Annotated in this window: 15 protein-coding genes; 6 read left to right on the plus strand and 9 right to left on the minus strand. The window is 65.3% G+C overall.

What is annotated here, in order from left to right:
• Positions 1-56 precede the first annotated feature (56 nt).
• From EB084_01645 to EB084_01655, 3 genes are read left to right on the plus strand one after another with little or no spacing between them, the layout of a single operon-like run.
• Positions 57-1,328, plus strand: coding sequence for a radical SAM protein (locus tag EB084_01645; protein NDD26958.1), 1,272 nt, complete (start codon positions 57-59; stop codon positions 1,326-1,328).
• Positions 1,261-2,031: a glycosyltransferase gene (locus tag EB084_01650; GenBank protein ID NDD26959.1), complete on the plus strand. Its 771-nt coding sequence runs from the start codon at positions 1,261-1,263 to the stop codon at positions 2,029-2,031. Before EB084_01645 ends, EB084_01650 begins: the two co-directional genes overlap by 68 nt.
• The gene (locus tag EB084_01655) at positions 2,031-2,300 is read left to right on the plus strand and encodes a hypothetical protein (GenBank protein NDD26960.1); all 270 of its coding nucleotides are present in this window, start codon (positions 2,031-2,033) and stop codon (positions 2,298-2,300) included. The genes EB084_01650 and EB084_01655 overlap by 1 nt, the downstream gene beginning before the upstream one ends.
• 413 nt (positions 2,301-2,713) lie before the next feature.
• Here the strand turns inward: EB084_01655 and EB084_01660 are convergent, their stop codons facing one another.
• Positions 2,714-3,223 (minus strand): rhodanese-like domain-containing protein, encoded by a 510-nt coding sequence (locus tag EB084_01660; GenBank protein ID NDD26961.1) that lies wholly within the window; start codon positions 3,221-3,223, stop codon positions 2,714-2,716.
• Between EB084_01660 and EB084_01665 the strand changes: the two genes are divergently transcribed.
• Positions 3,222-3,488, plus strand: coding sequence for a hypothetical protein (locus EB084_01665; protein NDD26962.1), 267 nt, complete (start codon positions 3,222-3,224; stop codon positions 3,486-3,488). The two genes, EB084_01660 and EB084_01665, sit on opposite strands and share 2 nt — an antisense overlap.
• On the opposite strand, the gene gap is transcribed toward EB084_01665, so the two are convergent.
• From gap to EB084_01695, 6 genes are all read right to left on the minus strand, one after another.
• Entirely contained in the window at positions 3,451-4,476 is a 1,026-nt protein-coding gene (gene gap, locus EB084_01670; GenBank protein ID NDD26963.1) for a type I glyceraldehyde-3-phosphate dehydrogenase, read from the minus strand. The two genes, EB084_01665 and gap, sit on opposite strands and share 38 nt — an antisense overlap.
• 199 nt (positions 4,477-4,675) lie before the next feature.
• Positions 4,676-5,638, minus strand: coding sequence for a DNA-binding protein WhiA (whiA, locus tag EB084_01675; GenBank protein ID NDD26964.1), 963 nt, complete (start codon positions 5,636-5,638; stop codon positions 4,676-4,678).
• 3 nt (positions 5,639-5,641) lie between these two features.
• On the minus strand, positions 5,642-8,227 hold the full coding sequence (gene gyrA, locus EB084_01680) for a DNA gyrase subunit A (protein NDD26965.1): 2,586 nt from the start codon (positions 8,225-8,227) through the stop codon (positions 5,642-5,644).
• Positions 8,228-8,247: 20 nt separating this feature from the next.
• Positions 8,248-10,191, minus strand: a complete 1,944-nt coding sequence (gene gyrB / locus EB084_01685; protein NDD26966.1) for a DNA topoisomerase (ATP-hydrolyzing) subunit B — start codon at positions 10,189-10,191, stop codon at positions 8,248-8,250.
• A gap of 203 nt (positions 10,192-10,394) precedes the next feature.
• Positions 10,395-10,667, minus strand: coding sequence for a hypothetical protein (locus EB084_01690; GenBank protein NDD26967.1), 273 nt, complete (start codon positions 10,665-10,667; stop codon positions 10,395-10,397).
• 240 nt (positions 10,668-10,907) lie between these two features.
• On the minus strand, positions 10,908-12,059 hold the full coding sequence (locus tag EB084_01695; protein NDD26968.1) for a glycosyltransferase family 4 protein: 1,152 nt from the start codon (positions 12,057-12,059) through the stop codon (positions 10,908-10,910).
• Positions 12,060-12,284: 225 nt separating this feature from the next.
• On the opposite strand from EB084_01695, the gene recF reads away from it, so the two are divergent.
• Positions 12,285-13,424, plus strand: a complete 1,140-nt coding sequence (gene recF / locus EB084_01700; GenBank protein NDD26969.1) for a DNA replication/repair protein RecF — start codon at positions 12,285-12,287, stop codon at positions 13,422-13,424.
• Positions 13,412-14,272 (plus strand): DUF721 domain-containing protein, encoded by an 861-nt coding sequence (locus tag EB084_01705; GenBank protein ID NDD26970.1) that lies wholly within the window; start codon positions 13,412-13,414, stop codon positions 14,270-14,272. Before recF ends, EB084_01705 begins: the two co-directional genes overlap by 13 nt.
• Before the next feature lie 21 nt (positions 14,273-14,293).
• Here EB084_01705 and EB084_01710 read toward each other — a convergent pair whose 3' ends face one another.
• The gene (locus EB084_01710; protein NDD26971.1) at positions 14,294-15,754 is read right to left on the minus strand and encodes an adenylate/guanylate cyclase domain-containing protein; all 1,461 of its coding nucleotides are present in this window, start codon (positions 15,752-15,754) and stop codon (positions 14,294-14,296) included.
• Between the two features lie 163 nt (positions 15,755-15,917).
• On the minus strand, positions 15,918-16,678 hold a 761-nt coding region (locus tag EB084_01715), incomplete at its 5' end, for a hypothetical protein (GenBank protein ID NDD26972.1).

The following is a 16,678-nucleotide window of genomic DNA, read 5'->3' on the forward strand; positions in this document are numbered from 1 at the left end:
ACGTCGGGGAGAGCGCGCCACATCAGCAGAAGCATCACCGAGGGAGCACCCTGAACATGGCGATTGAGGCCGGAGCGGGTTCGCGGCAAGACGCTCAGGAGCCCGCGAGCGCGCGGGGCGCAGGGAAGGGCGGGAACGCCGCAGGCAATGGTCGTGGACGTCAGGGCGAGGGGCGCCGACGGCCCGTGCAGCCTGGCGCCTCTTCAGTTGCGGCGGAAGCGCAGGCTGATGCCGATGCCCAGGAGTGGACCGAGCCGTACAACTCGTTCAACTCCTGGAAGGGGCTGATGTACTTCCAGCACTACAAGGGCATCATCAATGAGCAGCTGCTGCCGCCGGTGGAGGCCAGCATCGATCCGACCTACGTCTGCAACATCGACTGCGTGTGGTGCAACTCCTGGCGCATCCTCCACAAGGACGAGAAGGTCGGCCACAAGATGTCGCGCGACCACCTGCTGAGCCTGTGCGAGTTCCTGGCAGACTGGGGGGTTCGCGGGTTCTGCTTCGCGGGTGGGGGCGATCCGACGCTCCATCCTGGCCTCTGGGATGCGCTCCGCCTGGTTCGGGAGAAGGGCAAGGAGTCGTCGATCATCACGAACGGCATTGCCATCCAGACCCAGGAGCGTCGTGAGGCCGCGGTCGAGTGCACCCGCTGGATCGGCATCTCACTCGACGCGGGAACGCGCGAGACCTATGCGCGCCTGAAGAAGACCAGTCCGCGCAAGTTCGATCAGATCATCGAGAACATCCGCGCGATGATGGAGATCAAGAAGGCCTCCAGCTCACGCTGCGAGATCGCCATCAAGTATCTCATCCATCCGACCAACCAGTATGAGATCCTCCAGGCGTGCGAGCTGGCGCGGGACCTGGGTGTGCACCACTTCCACGCGCGCCCGGCCGCCTCTGAGAACATCGAGGGCCTCGGTGAGGTTCTCCACTTCGACATGAACGCCGTGAACGATCAGCTCGCCGCGTGCATGAAGATGCAGACCCGAGACTTCAAGGTGTTCGGTGTGCGCCACAAGTTCACGGAGACGATGAACCTGAAGCACGGCTTCTCGCGATGCTGGGCCGCGCCGCTGACCATCCAGTGCGGGGCTGACGGCTTCGTCTACAACTGTGTCGACTGGCGCGGAGACCCCCGTTTCGTGCTGGGCAGCCACTACCCCGACCCGCGGAACATCCTCGATTTCTGGGGGGGCGAGAAGCACCTGCAGCTCATGAAGGACGTGAACGTCGACAAGTGCCCTCGTTGCACCTATGGCATCTATGCACAGCAGATCGAGAATGCTGTGCTCAACGACGACATGTGCGTCAACTTCCCGTAGCGCAGAGATGGCCCTCCGATATCCCGCCAGCCTTGTCATTCTCACGCTCAACGAGCGTGCCGGAAGCGAGTCGCTCTACCCGCTCATTCCCTTTGACTCGGTGGCCGAGGTCGTGGTGGTCGACGGAGGGTCGACCGATGGAACCCGCGAGTTCTGGGAATCCCATGGGGTTCGTGTGGTGCCTCAGGCACGCCGCGGTCGAGGAGAGGCGTTTCGTGTCGGTGCCGCGGCCACGAGCGAGCCCATGCTCTGTTTCTTCAGTCCGGATGGCAACGAAGACCCGGCCGACATTCCCCATCTCCTCTCTCGACTCGATGAGGGCTTTGACCTGGCCATTGCCTCCCGGTTTGCCCGAGGCGCCAGCAACGAAGAAGACGTGCACTGGTTCAGGCCACGGGCATGGGTCAACCGCGTCTTCACCTATATTGCGAACCGCCTCTTCAATCGTGGACGCTACGTCACCGATACCATCAATGGCTATCGCGCCATCAGAAGGGCTTCGTTCGACACGCTTCGGCTTTCAGAGTGCGGGTTTCCCATCGAGTATCAGATGTCGATTCGCGCAATGCGAAGCGGCCTGCGCATCGTGGAGATCCCCACGCAAGAGGGCCAGCGCATCGGGGGCGAGTCGAAGGCGCACTCGCTCCCAGTCGGGGTCGGGCACCTGAAGGTGCTCTTCTCTGAGATATCGAGGGCGCGCTGATGGTTCTCGAGGTCGAGGTATGGGGAAGTCGAGAGTGGTATGAGCAGGCGGTTCCCCTGCTCACAGAGGCTGGCCTGCGCGATCTGCCCAAGCGGTCGTGGTCGGACCCGGAGACCGACGGGGAGCGCATGCTCATCTACTTCGATCTCGATGCGTCGCACAAGTCGGCCGATGCGCTGCAGCTCGCCGACGTGCTGAAGCGCGTGCGCGATCTGGTGATGGCGGGCGAAGCCCCCAGCATCGCAATGCGCTTCGTCGCGTCTCGCTGAAGGCCGTTTCCGCCTTTCTTCTTTCACGGAAATGAAGAGAGCAGGTTGTTCAACCTGCTCACGAAGAAAGGAAGGACTGTTGGGACGAGGAAGTTCCAATGGCTGATCGGCGAAAGATCGCCTCTCAGTCGACCATCGATCTTGCAATCGACAGATCGGAACCGGGTGAGCGGGTTGGCAAGGTTCTCGCCAGCCTCCTTCACCCAAGTGATATGTCACGACGGGCGGCGCCATCGTCTAGTCCAGATGTGAACGCGATGTAAACGGTTCTTGAACAAGATGTAAATCGATGGTTGCGATTTCATCACAATTCGGCCCGTGATTCATCACCGAGCAACGAAAAGCGGCTCGCGCGAAGGCGCGAGCCGCTCTTCTTGTGCCTTTGCGGGCACGGGTCGGGGTCGGAGGTGACCTCAGTAGCGAGGCATCGAGGGCTCGATCTCCTCGGCCCACTTGTCGATGCCGCCCTCGAGGCTGCGCACGTTCGTGAAGCCGTGACCGATGAAGTAGGACGCCGCGTCGAGGCTGCGAGAACCGTGGTGGCAGCTGAAGACCAGGGTGGTGTCCTTGGGCCAGCTGTCCATGATCTCGCCGATGAGGGGACGGCTCAGAAGCTGGGCGCCCTCGATGTGAGCGATGTCGAACTCCCACTGGTCGCGCACGTCGATGAGCTTGGGGGTGCTGCCGTTGCCGGCAGTCAGCAGGGCCTTGAGCTCCTTGGGGGTGATCTTCATGTTGTCATCGACCTTCTGGCTCTCGCGGATGAACTCGATGGTAGCATCGACATCCAACACGTTGTGGTTGGCGAGAACCTCTTCGAGGCTGTCGGTTGGCGAGAAGCCGCAGCTCGAGCAGCCGCCGATGTGATGGCGCTGGAAGAGGGCACGGCGGGCGCTGGGGTAGGCCTCGAGGACCTCTTCCATGGTTGTCTTGCCAGAGATTTCCTTGGTTGCGGACATGGTGTTCGACCTCCTAGACGTTAAGGCGTCGGCCGGCGTCGAAGCCGGTTTCGCGACGCTCGCGGAGACGGGGCTACTGGGGGAGTATTCCCGACTGCTTTTGTCGGTAATACGCTTCTGCAGGGCTGTTCTCCTGCGACTCAGATCCTTCCTGACGGCCGTAAGATCCAGCCGTCAGGAGGACCACGGCGTCAGGAGACAGCGACTGCCGACTCTTTCCGTGCCATGAACTGGATGAGGTCAGCCACTCGGTTGGAGTAGCCCCACTCGTTGTCGTACCACGAGACGACCTTCACCAGGCGCGGACCCGACATCATGGTCGACTTTGCGTCGACGATGGACGAAGCCGGATCGCCCTTGAAGTCGACCGAGACCAGTGGCTCGTCGCAGTACTCGAGAATACCCTTGAGCGGTCCTTCGGAAGCGGCCTTCAGGGCGCTGTTGACCTCGTCGCGCGTGGTGTCGCGCGAGAGGGTGGCGCAGAAGTCGATCACCGACACGGTCGGGGTCGGCACGCGCATCGCGAAACCGTCGAACTTGCCTTTGAGCTCGGGAATCACCAGTGCGACAGCCTTCGCAGCGCCCGTGGTGGTGGGGATCATGCTCAAGCCGGCAGCACGTGCGCGACGCAGGTCGGAGTGCGGCAGGTCGAGGATGCGCTGGTCGTTTGTATACGCGTGGATGGTGGTCATCAGGCCGTACTCGATGCCGAAGGTCTGATGCAGCACCTTGGCCACCGGCGCGAGGCAGTTGGTGGTGCACGACGCGTTCGACACGATGAAGTGCTTCTCGGCGTCGTACTTGTCGTCGTTCACGCCGAGGACGATGGTGATGTCTTCTCCCTTGGCCGGCGCGCTGATGATGACCCGCCGGGCCCCCGCCTCGATGTGCGCCTTGGCCTTCTCGGCGTTGGTGAAGATGCCCGTTGATTCGAGCACGAACTGGGCGCCGACCTCTCGCCAGGGCAGCTTCGCGGGGTCTCGCTCCGCCAGCACCTTGATGGCCTTGCCATTGATGACGAGGTTGCCATCGCTGACCTCCACGGTTCCGTTGAAACGGCCGTAGGTAGAGTCGTACTTGAAGAGGTGTGCATTGGTCTGCGCGTCGGTGAGATCATTGATGGCCACGATCTCGATGTCCGGGCAGCGCTCCATGATGACGCGGGTGACCTGGCGGCCGATGCGCCCGAAGCCGTTGATGCCGATCTTGAACGCCATGGGGTGATGTGCTCCTTCTGGATCTCTGCCCACCCGTTCGCTTCATCGCTTCAGAGGCGTCCGGCTTGATCGTCAGAGGCGGTCTGGCCGGGGGCGCTGAGAGGGCGCGCGCGTCTCGGGTGGGATGCGGCGGGCCTCGAGAGAGAAGCCCATCGCCGCGGGAGCCCCCCCTTCGGCCCGAGCCTCGTCCGGTTCCTGTCTAGATGGAGCCTTCTTCGGCAAGAAGTATCTGGGCGAGGCGAAGCAGACGCTGCAGCCGACGGCCCACGGTGACCTTCGTGAGGGGCGGGACAAGGGCTTTTCCCAGCTCCCGGTACGAGGCTTCGGGTCTGCGCATGCGCACGCGGGCGAGGGCGCGCATATCGGGGGGGAGCCCTCGCAGGCCCTGTCTCTGGTCGAGCTCGGTCAGCAGCGCCATCTGGCTGGCCGCGACGTCTCCCTGTCGCGCCAGGTTTGACGTCTCGCAGTTCACACGCCGATGGATCTGGTTCTTCATCTCCTTGACCGACCGCACTTCTTCGAGCGCAAGCAGCCCTTGCGTCGCGCCCATCAGGGTGAGGGCCCTGGCCACGTCGCCCGCGGCCTTCACGTAGATCGCATCGTGGTACTTGCGGTGCAGGTGCCGAACCGGAAGATCAAGCTCGCGCAGCACCTGCAGGAGCAGCGTGGCAAACTCCGGGTCTCGCACGGTCCACTCGAGGTGGTAGGCGCGATGCGGGTCTTGCACTGACCCGCTGGCCAGGAACGCGCCCTGGGCGAACGACCGCCGGCAGCAGCGCCGCTTCGGCGGAGGGTATCGCGCAGCGGAGAAGCGTAGCCCGCCACTGATCTCCAGCCCGGTGCGCTCGATGAATCGCCGCGTCACGCGGGGCGCGCTGGGACCCAGGGTCACCGTGTACCTTGTCTCGGGCCGAGGCCGCTGGCGGCGCGTGGCCTCCCAGACCGCCGTCGGACCCTCGAAGTGGCGAACGAGGCGCAGAACCAGGCGCACGCACGGGGCGCTTGCGGTCTCGAGAACGAACTGGTTGAGCGGCGCGAGCCCGACGATCTCTGCCTCTGAGAGCATCAAGCCGGCGAGCAGCGAGCGCCGACAGCAGTTGCGTTCCGGCAGATCGCGCGCGAGCTCGTCCTTGACGCCCTGGCTGAACGATCGCCCCTCCACAGGCTAGCCTTCGGGGGGGGTATCGCCTTCCGAGGCGGACGGGCTGTCGTCGCTTGGCGCATCGTGCGTGCGGTCGGTTGCTGCGTCGACCTCGCCGGACTGCAGCCCCTCCAGATCGTCGCGGCTCTCGAGGGCGTCGACCTCCTCGTCGTCGATCTCGTCAGACGGGGGAATGACCGCGACGCTCGACACCTTGTCGCCTCCGGACACCCGCATCAGTCGCACACCTTGTGAGTGACGGCTCTGGGTCGAGACGTCGCTGGCCTTGATGCGGATGACGATGCCATCTTGAGTCGAGAGGATGAGCTGGTTCTCCGGATCGAGGATGCGTGCCGCCGCGACCTGTCCGCGACGCCCTTTGCCGAGGTTCATGCCGCGCACGCCATACCCGCCGCGGCTCTGCAGGCGGTACTCGTCGAGCGGCGTCTTCTTGCCAAAGCCGTCTTCCGTGATGATGAGCACCTCTGACCCCGCATGGGCGTTTGCCATCGAGACGACGCCGTCGTCTTCGCGCAGGTTGATGCCTTTCACGCCTCTGGCGCCACGGCCCATCGAGCGCACGTCGGTCTCGGGGAACCGCAGGCTGAGGCCGGAGTGGGTTACGAGCATGATGTGGTCATTGCCGGTTGTAAGGCGTACGCCCACGAGGGCGTCGCCGTCTTCGAGGGTGAGGGCGATGAGGCCGCGCGCCCTCAGGTTCACGAACTCTGACAGCGCGGTCTTCTTCACCGTACCCTGCTCGGTGGCCATGAACAGGTAGGCGTCGGCATTGAAGTCGGCGACGGGGATGACCGCCATGACCTTCTCGCCGGGCTCGATGTCGAGCTTGTTCACGAGCGCGGTGCCCTTGGCCTGACGGGCGGCCTCGGGGATCTCCCAGCCCTTGAGACGGTACACCCTGGCGCGATTGGTGAAGAACAGCACGAAGTGGTGCGTGTTGGTGGCCAGGATGTGCTCGAGGTAGTCTTCGTCGCGAAGGCCCGTGCCGGACACGCCTCGGCCGCCGCGCCGCTGTGCCTTGTAGGCCGCCACCGGCATGCGCTTGACGTACCCCGCGTGCGACACCGTCACGATGATGTCGGTGGGCGGGATGAGGTCTTCCATGTCGAAGGCGCCCGACTCGCCCGCCACGATCTCGGAGCGGCGCGCGTCACCGAAGCGCGCCTTCATGTCGGCCGTCTCGTCCTTGACCACGCCGAGGATGGCTGCCGTGCTGGCCAGCAGCCCTTCGAGGTAGGCAATGGTCTGACGCACCTCTTCGTGCTCATTGGTGAGCTTCTCGCGCTCGAGCCCGGTCAGGCGCTGCAGCCGCATGTCGAGAATGGCGTTGGCCTGCTCCTCGCTGAACGCGAACTGGCTCATCAGGCCGCCGCGCGCGTCTTCGACATTGGCGCTCGCGCGGATGAGGGTGATGATCTCATCGAGGATGTCGAGCGCCTTGAGCAGACCCTCGAGGATGTGCGCGCGCTTGCGTGCCTTCTCGAGCTCGTAGCGGCTGCGTCGCTCGATGACCTCTTTACGGTGCTTGATGTAGACGTCGAGCATCTGGCGCAGGGTGAGGGTGCGCGGACGCTTCTCGTCGACCAGGGCCAGGTTGTTGATGCCGAAGTTCTGCTGCAGCGCGGTGTGCTTGAACAGCTGGTTGAGCACGACCTGCGGGCGGGCGGCCGCCGAGAGCTCGATGACGATGCGCATGCCACGACGATCAGACTCGTCACGCAGGTCGGTGATGCCCTGAACCTTCTTCTCCTTCACCAGATCGGCGATCTGCTCGATGAGCCGGGTCTTGTTCACCTGATAGGGGATCTCGGTGACGATGATGGCGCTCTTGTTGGCCCGCAGCTCTTCGATGGAGGTGCGCGCGCGCATCGTCACCGAGCCGCGCCCGGTGAGGTAGGCCATGCGGGCGCCCTCGGTGCCGAGGATGAGGCCGCCCGTGGGGAAGTCCGGCGCGGGGACGATGTCGATGAGCTCGTCATCGGTGCAGGTCGGGTTGTCGATGAGGAAGGTGATGGCGTCACATACCTCACGGAGGTTGTGTGGCGCCATGTTGGTGGCCATGCCCACCGCGATGCCGGCCGAGCCGTTCACCAGAAGGTTGGGCAGGCGGGCTGGCAGCACCTTTGGCTCTTCGACCGTGTTGTCGTAGTTGGGACGCCAGTCGACCGTGTCCTTGTCGATGTCGGCCAGCATCTCCATGGCGAGACGGCCCAGCTTGGCCTCGGTGTACCGCATCGACGCAGGGGGGTCGCCGTCGATCGACCCGAAGTTGCCTTGTGGGTCGATGAGGGGATAGCGCATGTTGAACGGCTGCGCCAGACGCACGAGTGCGTCGTAGATCGATGCATCACCATGCGGGTGGTACGATTTCATCACGTCGCCCACGGCGGCCGCGCATTTGCGGTACTTCTTGTCGGGGGTGTACCCCTGCTCGTACATGGCGTAGAGGATGCGCCGGTGCACGGGCTTCAGGCCATCTCGCGCGTCTGGCAGCGCGCGGCTGACGATGACCGACATGGCGTAGGAGAGGTATGAGCTCTCCATCTCGTCTTTGAGCGGGATGGGGATGATGCGATCAGTCGTGGACATGTTTTTCTCGAAGCTCCGTGTCAGACGTCGAGGTCTTCGACCTTGTGTGCGTTGTTCTCGATGAAGTCGCGTCGTGGGCCGACCTTCTCACCCATGAGCAGGCTGAAGATCTGGTCGGCCTCTACCGCGTCTTCGAGGGTGACCTGCCGCATGACGCGGTGGGCGGGGTCCATGGTGGTCTCCCAGAGCTGCTCTGGATTCATCTCACCCAGACCCTTGTAGCGCTGGATCTCGCTCTTCTCGCTGCCGATCTCGGCGAGGATGCGGTCGCGCTCGGCGTCAGAGTAGGCGTACCACTCCTTCTTGCCCTTCGAGACGCGGTAGAGCGGAGGCGTGGCGATGTAGACGCAGCCGAGATCGAGCAGGCGCGGCATCCAGCGGTACATGAACGTGAGCAGCAGCGTGCGGATGTGGCTCCCGTCGACGTCGGCGTCGGTCATCAAGATGATGCGACGGTAGCGCAGCTTCTTGTCGTCGAAGTTCTCCCCGTAGCTGGTGCCCAGGGCTGTGATGAGGGTGCGTATCTCGTCGTTGCCGAGGGCCTTGTCTTCGCGTGCCTTCTCCACATTGAGGATCTTGCCCTTGAGCGGGAGGATGGCCTGGAAGTGTCGGTCGCGCCCCTGCTTCGCCGAGCCACCGGCGGAGTCACCCTCGACGATGTAGAGCTCGCACTTCTCGGGGTCTCGTTCAGAGCAGTCAGCCAGCTTGCCGGGCAGCGAGAGGCTTTCGAGGGCTCCTTTGCGGCGCACCAGCTCGCGGGCCCGCTTGGCCTGCTCGCGGGCCTTCTGGGCCAGCTGCGCCTTGCGCACGATGGCCTCACCCTCGGTCGGGTGCTCTTCGAGGTAGGCGGCGAGCTTGTTCTCGACCATGCCCTCGACGTGGCCACGCACCTCGCTGTTGCCCAGCTTCGTCTTGGTCTGGCCTTCGAACTGCGGCCATGGGTGCTGCACGCTGATGACCGCGGTGAGGCCCTCACGCACGTCTTCTGCGGTCAGCGGCTCGGTGTCCTTGACGAGCCCCTTGGTCTTTCCGTAGGCGCCCACGGTCTTTGCGATGGCGCGGTTGAAGCCCACCAGGTGCGTGCCGCCCTCGATGGTGTTGATGTTGTTGGCGAACGTGAAGATCTTCTCTTCGTACGAGTCGTTGTACTGCAGCGCGATGTCGATGGTGATGAAGCTGTTGCGGGCTTCCTTGGTGACAGGCACCTCGGCGCGCAGCGAGATGGGCTCCGGGAAGAGCACTTCGCGCGTCTGGTTCAGCTCGCGCACGAACTCTGAGATGCCCCCGCGGAAGTAGAACTCGTGGCTCTTGCCGGTGCGCTCGTCGCGCATGTCGATGCGACAGCCGCGGTTGAGGAAGGCGAGCTCGCGCAGACGAGCGCTCAGGATGTCGTAGTGGTACTCCGGGGTGAAGTCGTCGGTGGGCACGAAGATCTCGGGGTCTGGGTGGAAGTGGACCCGCGTGCCGGTCTGATCGGTGTCACCGATGATCTGCAGCTCGCCGCAGGGCTCGCCGCGTTCGTAGCGCTGCTGGTGGATCTTTCCGCTGCGCTTCACCTCGACCTCGAGCCAGTCGCTCAGGGCGTTCACGCACGACACGCCCACGCCGTGGAGGCCGCCGGAGACCTTGTAACCCTCACCGCCGAACTTGCCGCCAGCGTGCAGCTTGGTCATCACGACCTCGACCGCTGGCCGACCCGTTCCGGGAACGATGTCGACGGGAATGCCACGACCGTCGTCGGCCACGCTCACCGAGTTGTCGGGGTGGATGATGACGTCGACCTTGGTGGCGTGCCCGGCGAGCACCTCGTCGATGGCGTTGTCGACCACCTCGAACACGAGGTGGTGGTAGCCCTTCTTGAAGGTGTCGCCGATGTACATGGCCGGGCGCAGGCGCACCGGCTCGAGGCCCTCGAGCACCTTGATGTCTTCGGCCGTGTAGTGCGCAGATGTGCGACCGGCCATCACCTCGGCGCTGAGGCCGTCGTCGTTCCCCTCGCCGGGTGAGGCGAGATCGGCGGAGACGTCGGCGTCGGCAGGCACGGGATCCGACGAGGGCACGGCGACCGCGGCAGACGCCGTCGCATGTTCATTGAGCAAGGGATCGGACATGAGAGATTCCTTCGCTGTATCGTTTGGCGCGGGGCTGGGAGCTGGCCCGGCGCGTGTCAGAACTCGTCGATCTCGCGCTCTTTCTTGCGCGTTGCCAGGTCGAAGAGGAACACGACCAGGACGCCGACGAGCGAACCGACCACGAACCCCACGGAGCCGAACATCACGGAGAACAGGAACTTCGACATCTCGGGGCTCTTGGTCGCGTAGTCGCGCGTGTACCACACCGCCAGGGCGGCGCCAACCGCACCGAAGGTGACGCCGCCAAAGAGGCATCCACGGTACCCGGACTTCTCTGCGCCGCGCTCCTTGAGCAGGCCCTCGACCATGTGCGAAACATCACTCCGTGAAGGGGTTCGTGCGCGTGCCCCGCTGTCTGGATCGCACGCAGGTGGGGCGCGCCAGAATGGATGTTCGACGTTCCAGGTTTGGGTTCCTTCTGCGGCGCTTGATTTTGACGGTTGAAAAACCCCATAACCGTGCGGTTTTCAGAGGGCTGTCAGGGAGGGTTCGGCCATCCGGGGTCACCCCGCGTCCCGCGGGCCTCCCTCAGGCCTGTCTGCGCACCCTCAGCGTGCGAGACGAGATCGGGAGAAGGCCTGCGCGCCCTGGTAGAGCGCGAGGGTGCGGTCGGCCATGCGCTGGCTCGAGCAGCTGTCGGCCCACGCGCGCGCCTGGGCGGCCAGACTCGCCTGCAGGGCGTCATCGGTGAGAAGCCGCAGGGTCGCGTCCGCGAAGACCTGCTTGTCTCCCTCGACCAGGAACCCGGTCTGCTGGTCTCGCACCGCCTCGTTCGAGCCGGATGCGCGAACCGCCACCACGGGGATGCCCGCGGCCTGGGCCTCCAGCGACACGAGTCCCTGGGTCTCGGTCGTCGATGCGAACACGAAGACGCGCGCGGCCTGCAGGTAGTCGACCATGCGCGTGCGCGGCACGTAGCCGGTGAAGGTGGTGCGCTCCGAGATGCCGAGGCGTCGGGCCTGCGCCTCGAGCGCGGACTGCTCCGGACCGCCCCCCAGCAGGATCAGGCGCGCGCTGGGCAGCTTCTGCAGCGTGAGGGCGAAGGCGTCGATGACGAAGTCGATCGACTTCTCCTTGCCCATGCGTCCCGCGAAGATGGCCACAGGCTCGTTCGGACCGATGCCGAGCTCGGTTCGCACGCGCTGCGGATCGCCCTGGGCGAAGACCTCCACGTCGATGCCCGTGGGAATCACCTCGACCGGACGGCTCACCCCCTGCTCCAAGACCCTGGCTCTCACCTCGTCACTGGGTGCGATCACCCCGCCAGAGCGGTTCCAGAAGAAGCGGCACAGTCCGACGGCCGCCCGCCGCAGCATCGTCTTGCTCACAACCGGAACGTAGTGCACGTATTCCTCGAACAGGGTGTGATGGGTGAACACGTAGGGCACGTCGATCCGATGGGAGGCGTACACGCCGAGCACTCCCGTGTTGAAGGGGGTGTGCACGTGCAGCACGTCCGGACGCCAGGCCCGCAGGCCGCGAACGTGTCGGAAGGGGTTGTACAGCGACAGGCGCGATTCCCGATGCACGGGGGCCACAAACGACGGGAAGCGATGCACCTTCGGGTCGTCGGCTGCCTTGCCGGGCACGAACGGCACGAAGAGCTCGACGTCGTGACCGAGCGACGTGAGCTTCGTCCGGAGGATGTCGATGGACGTGACGACGCCGTTCACCACGGGGTGGTAGCAATCGGCATACATGGCGATTCTCACGGGTGCCTCTTCGTCCTCTGTCTTCCCGGAGCACCCCGGGCGGCTTTCGCCTGGCGTGCGGTCGCGGCTGTCCCGGGAGTGCTGCAGGGGGGAATACGGAGTGGTTCCCGTCTCGGGCGCGTATCCCTGTAGACGACCCGCTCGGTCTGAGGGAGGCCTGGGCGCCCATCGGCGCAGGGATCCAACGCGCGCTCTCCAGAAACCCTCGACGTCGTGATCTGCACCCACGTCGTGCTTCGCAACTTCCGCAACTGGCCGCAGCTGGCGTTCAGCCCCCACCCCGGACTGAACCTCGTGGTCGGCCCCAACGCCCAGGGCAAGAGCAGTCTCCTGGAGGCGCTGTATGCGCTCGTCACCACGCGGCCCTACCGCGCGCAGCGAGACGGCGAGGTGGTGCGCTTCGGAGAGCGCTTTGCCCACGTCCAGGCGGCATTCACCGCGGCCGGACGCAGTGTGTCGTGTGAGATCCTGTGGGAGCAGAAGGAGGCCGGACGCCACCGCAAGGAGGTTCGGATCAATCGCCAGCAGGTGCAGCGCCTGGCCGATGTGTTCGGCGTTGCGCGCATGGTGCTGTTCGCCCCTCGTGACCTCGAGCTGGTGAGCGGAGGCCCGGAGGCCCGACGTCGCTGGCTCGACGTGGCGCTCTCCCAGGTCTATCCCACCCACCTGCACGCGCTCACGCAGTACGCGAGGGTTCTTGCGGAGCGCAATCGCCTGTTGCGAGAGGCCCATCGCTCCAGCGCGATCGACCGCGCCCTCCTCGACGCGCTCACCGAGCAGCTGGTGAGCTGGGGCGCGCGCATCGCACGTCGACGGGTCGAGACCCTTGCGCGTGTGGGCGCTGTGCTCGAGCCCCTGTATCGGCGGTTGAGCGGAGATCGCGATCACATCACCCTTCACTATGTCTCATCGGCGGCTCCCCGAGATGGGGAAGATCACGAGACGGCCCTGCATCGCCTGGCACGGGCTCGCGCGCGGGTCGAGCTCGAGCGGGGGGTGACCATGTTCGGTCCGCACCGCGATGACATCCAGATCGACCTCGAGGGTCGGCCCATGCGCAGCTTTGGCTCCCAGGGCCAGATCCGCTGCATGAGCCTTGCCATGCGGCTGGCGGAGGCCGACCTCATTGCGCGTGAGGGCGGAGAACCGCCTGTTCTGCTGCTCGATGACTGTCTCTCCGAGATGGATCTGGGGAGGCAGGCGGCGCTGTGGGCGTATCTCGCCGAGTGTGGTCAGGTGTTCCTCACCACCAGCGTCTGGACGGCCGAGCAGGCGCTGCCGCTGGGCGGACGTCTCTTCCGCGTTGTGGATGGCGTCGTGGAGGAGGTGGGTGACGCACCATGCTGCGCCTGAACCAGTTCCTCGTTCCGCTCATGCAGAAGCTCGATCTGTACCAGCCGTGTCGCGAGCGTGCGGCACTCGTCATCTGGCCTGAGGTCGTCGGCCCGTACGTCGCGCCGAACACCGCCGCCGTGGGCATCAAGCGCGGGGTGCTCTTCGTGCGCACCGCCAGCAATGCGTGGCTGGCAGAGCTCAGCATGGGGTATCGACGCAGCTTCATCGAGCGCTTGAACGCCCGTCTGGGCGAGGAGGTCGTCAAGGAGATCCGTTTCCTGCCGCCTCCGCTTCCTGTCGCTGAATCGACGCACGAGCCAGATGCGCCTTCTCTCGAGCTCCAGGCGCTGGCCAGCGAGGATGAGGCGCTGGTGGAGGAGGTGGTGGCGGGGGTGGAGGCCCCTGAGCTGCGCCATCGGCTGCGACGCCTGATGCGACGCGATCTGGCGCTTCGTCGCGCACGTCTGCGGGCAGGGTGGCGCCCTTGTCAGCGCTGCGAGGTTCTCACGCCGGACGGAGGGGTCTGCGTGCCCTGTGCCGAGGAGCGACGAAAGGCCCGTCGGGGGGGCATCTACCGGACTCTCCTGCGCGCCCCGTGGAGCAGCCCCATCGACATCAAGGCCAGGTTCCCCGACACTTCCCTGCACGAGTACCAACAGGTGAAGGCGCGGCTGCTGCACGGATTGAAGAGCGATGTGTACGCCTGGTCGAGAGCGCAGCCCGCTGATGTGAAGCTGACGGGTGCGATGCTGGGGAAAGCCCTGCGCTACTGCATGCTGCGGTTCGGCAAGCGCCCGCACGAGCTTGATCGGCGAGATATCTGCTTTGCGCTGGGCCGCGCCATCTTCGCGCGGTACCCGCAGTGAGTCAGGTGGCGTGCGGTCGTCTCACGTGTTGCGCAGGGCCAGCACACGGTAGATGGTTGTGGGAGACGTGCGTCCCCTCACCGTCACCGAGCCGAGCGAGCGCGCGTCGACCACATTCGCAATCGCTGCATATGTGGCGTCACTGATGAGCAGCGAGCAGTCGTAGTCGCGGGTGAGCTGCTCGAGTCGGGCGGCGAGGTTCGTCGCGTCACCCATGGCCACATACTCGATACGGCTGGCGTGACCGATCTCGCCCACCACGACCTGCCCGGTGTGAATGCCTATCCCGCCGCTCAGCTGCGCCTTGCCTTCCTGTCGCCAGCGGGCGTTCATGGTGGCGCGGGCCTCGAGCATGCGCATCGCGGAGGCCACCGCGCGCCAGGGGTCGTCGGCGTGGACCGAGGGGGCGCCGAAGACCGCCATCATCGCGTCTCCCTGGTAGGCCATCACGGTTCCGCCATAGCGCTGGATGATGTCGCCCATGGCTTTGTAGTAGTCGTCGAGCTGGCGGATGAGGCTCTCCAGGGGGGTGGTCTCGGCCAGCGTGGTCCAGCCGCGAAGGTCGGCGAAGAGCACCGTGGCGGTGACCTCGTGCAAGGCGCGGGGGCGGTCGACCTGCCCTCGAGTGCGGAACAGCAGGATCTGCTCTCCCAGAACGATCTGGTCCTTGTCAACGAGGGCGCGCGATTCGCGCACCGTCACCCCGTTCACCACCGTGGGGCTGGTGCTGCTGTCCGGCACGATCCAGAACCGATCGTCGTGGAAGGTGATGGTGGCGTGCTCTCGCGATACCGTCGGACTCGGAAGGTTGATATCGTTGGCGCGCTTGCCCGGTCGACCGATGCGCACCACGCCCAGGTCGAGCACGAACCGCTCTCCCGCGCCCGGATCGCTCACCACCATGAGCTCGCCAGCGGCTTCGAGGGTCTTCTGCACGGCGAGCTCGTAGGCGCCGATCTGCAGGCAGTCTCCGCTCGCGAGGTCGGCGTCGGTGATCTCGCTGCCGTTGAGCCGCATCTTCACATTGCCGTTGCTGTGCCGGTATCGGAAGCCGCCCTCGGAAAGCTCGAGCCGCCCCTCGAAGCGGGCGTCTGCCGCCAGCTCGAACGCGATGTCAGGATGGGTGTGGGGGGTTCCGAGCCTGATCTGGCGATAGCTCAGCGGAAGGCGTCGCGCAGGCGCGCCGGGCTCGCGCAGGATTCCCACGAACCCCGTGGAGAGCCACTTGCGCTCGATGATCTCGCGATGGCGCTGGGGGTTGAACTCGGTCTGCGGGCGGGATTTCGCGCTCACCCGGCGTGATGCGCCGGCCGAGCCGACGGGCTCGGTGGGCACGGCGGCCAGGTTCTCTCGCACCGACTCGATCAGGCGTTCGCCATCGATCAGGTGACGCCGAAAGAAGGTTGACGCAACGCTCTCGTCACCATCGAGTGTGGCGAGGTGGCGCCAGACCTCGAGCAGCATCGGGTCGAGCTCGGTCATGCGGGAGCCTCTCGGGTTCTGTGGGTCGCAGGGGTGCGACTTCTCCGAGGAGGCACACCCACGCAACCGCCTGGTTCGAGGCTACAACGACCGACTGTGCGGGTCCTGCAGGATGGCGGGCCGAGGGGGCCGTCGAGGCCTTCGGAGCCGAGGGAGACCTCCGTCAGGTCCGACTGGCCTGGAACGCATCCCATTCGGCGGTGGTCATGGCGGGTCGAGGTTCGGCGTGTGGCCCTTCTTGCACACGCTTGTGCAACAGGTTGTCGACAAGGGTCCATCCTTCGTGGTCGACTGTCGACAGGCGACCGTTCGAGAGGTTCTGGCACATCTGCATGTATTCCCGGTCGCTCAGCCCAAGCGCGCCGTTGGCGATGCCCTGATCGACCAATGCGGGAAGGTTGGCGTCTGGGACGAGGTATGCGGCGGTGTTCTCCGCGAGGTACTCAGCCGGGTCTGACTTGGCGTAGTCGCGAACGATCTGGTTCGTGTGCTTGGCCAGCGTGTGCGCCCCACGCCACTCCGGGCTGGCGCTCGGCTCGCACAGCGCTGCGTCGAGCGCGTGCGCGAACTCGTGCAGAACCGTGAACGTGTCGGCGTTCTTGCGGTCGAATCCGAGCACGTTGGCCTTGGTGTTGTAGGCCCCCACAACGGAAGGGTCTCCGAGCGTCGGGAGGTAGGACGGCACGGGGTCGCCCGCATCGAAGTCGTACATCTCGATGCGCGTCCCGTAGTCGGAGACCGCGCGAATGGCGTCGAGCGGATAGGCGCACAGCTTGTCGATCACTGCATCGGTGACACGCTCGTCTGGGCTCTGTCGCACCATTCCCCGGATGAGGGAGGCCTTCTCTGCTCGATCGGGGTCGGCGGCAGTCACAGGCGCCGCCGGCGCGCTGGGCTCGAAGGCGTCGAGGAAGACCTGGGCCG

Source organism: Pseudomonadota bacterium (genome assembly GCA_010028905.1).
GTDB lineage: Bacteria > Vulcanimicrobiota > Xenobia > RGZZ01 > RGZZ01 > RGZZ01.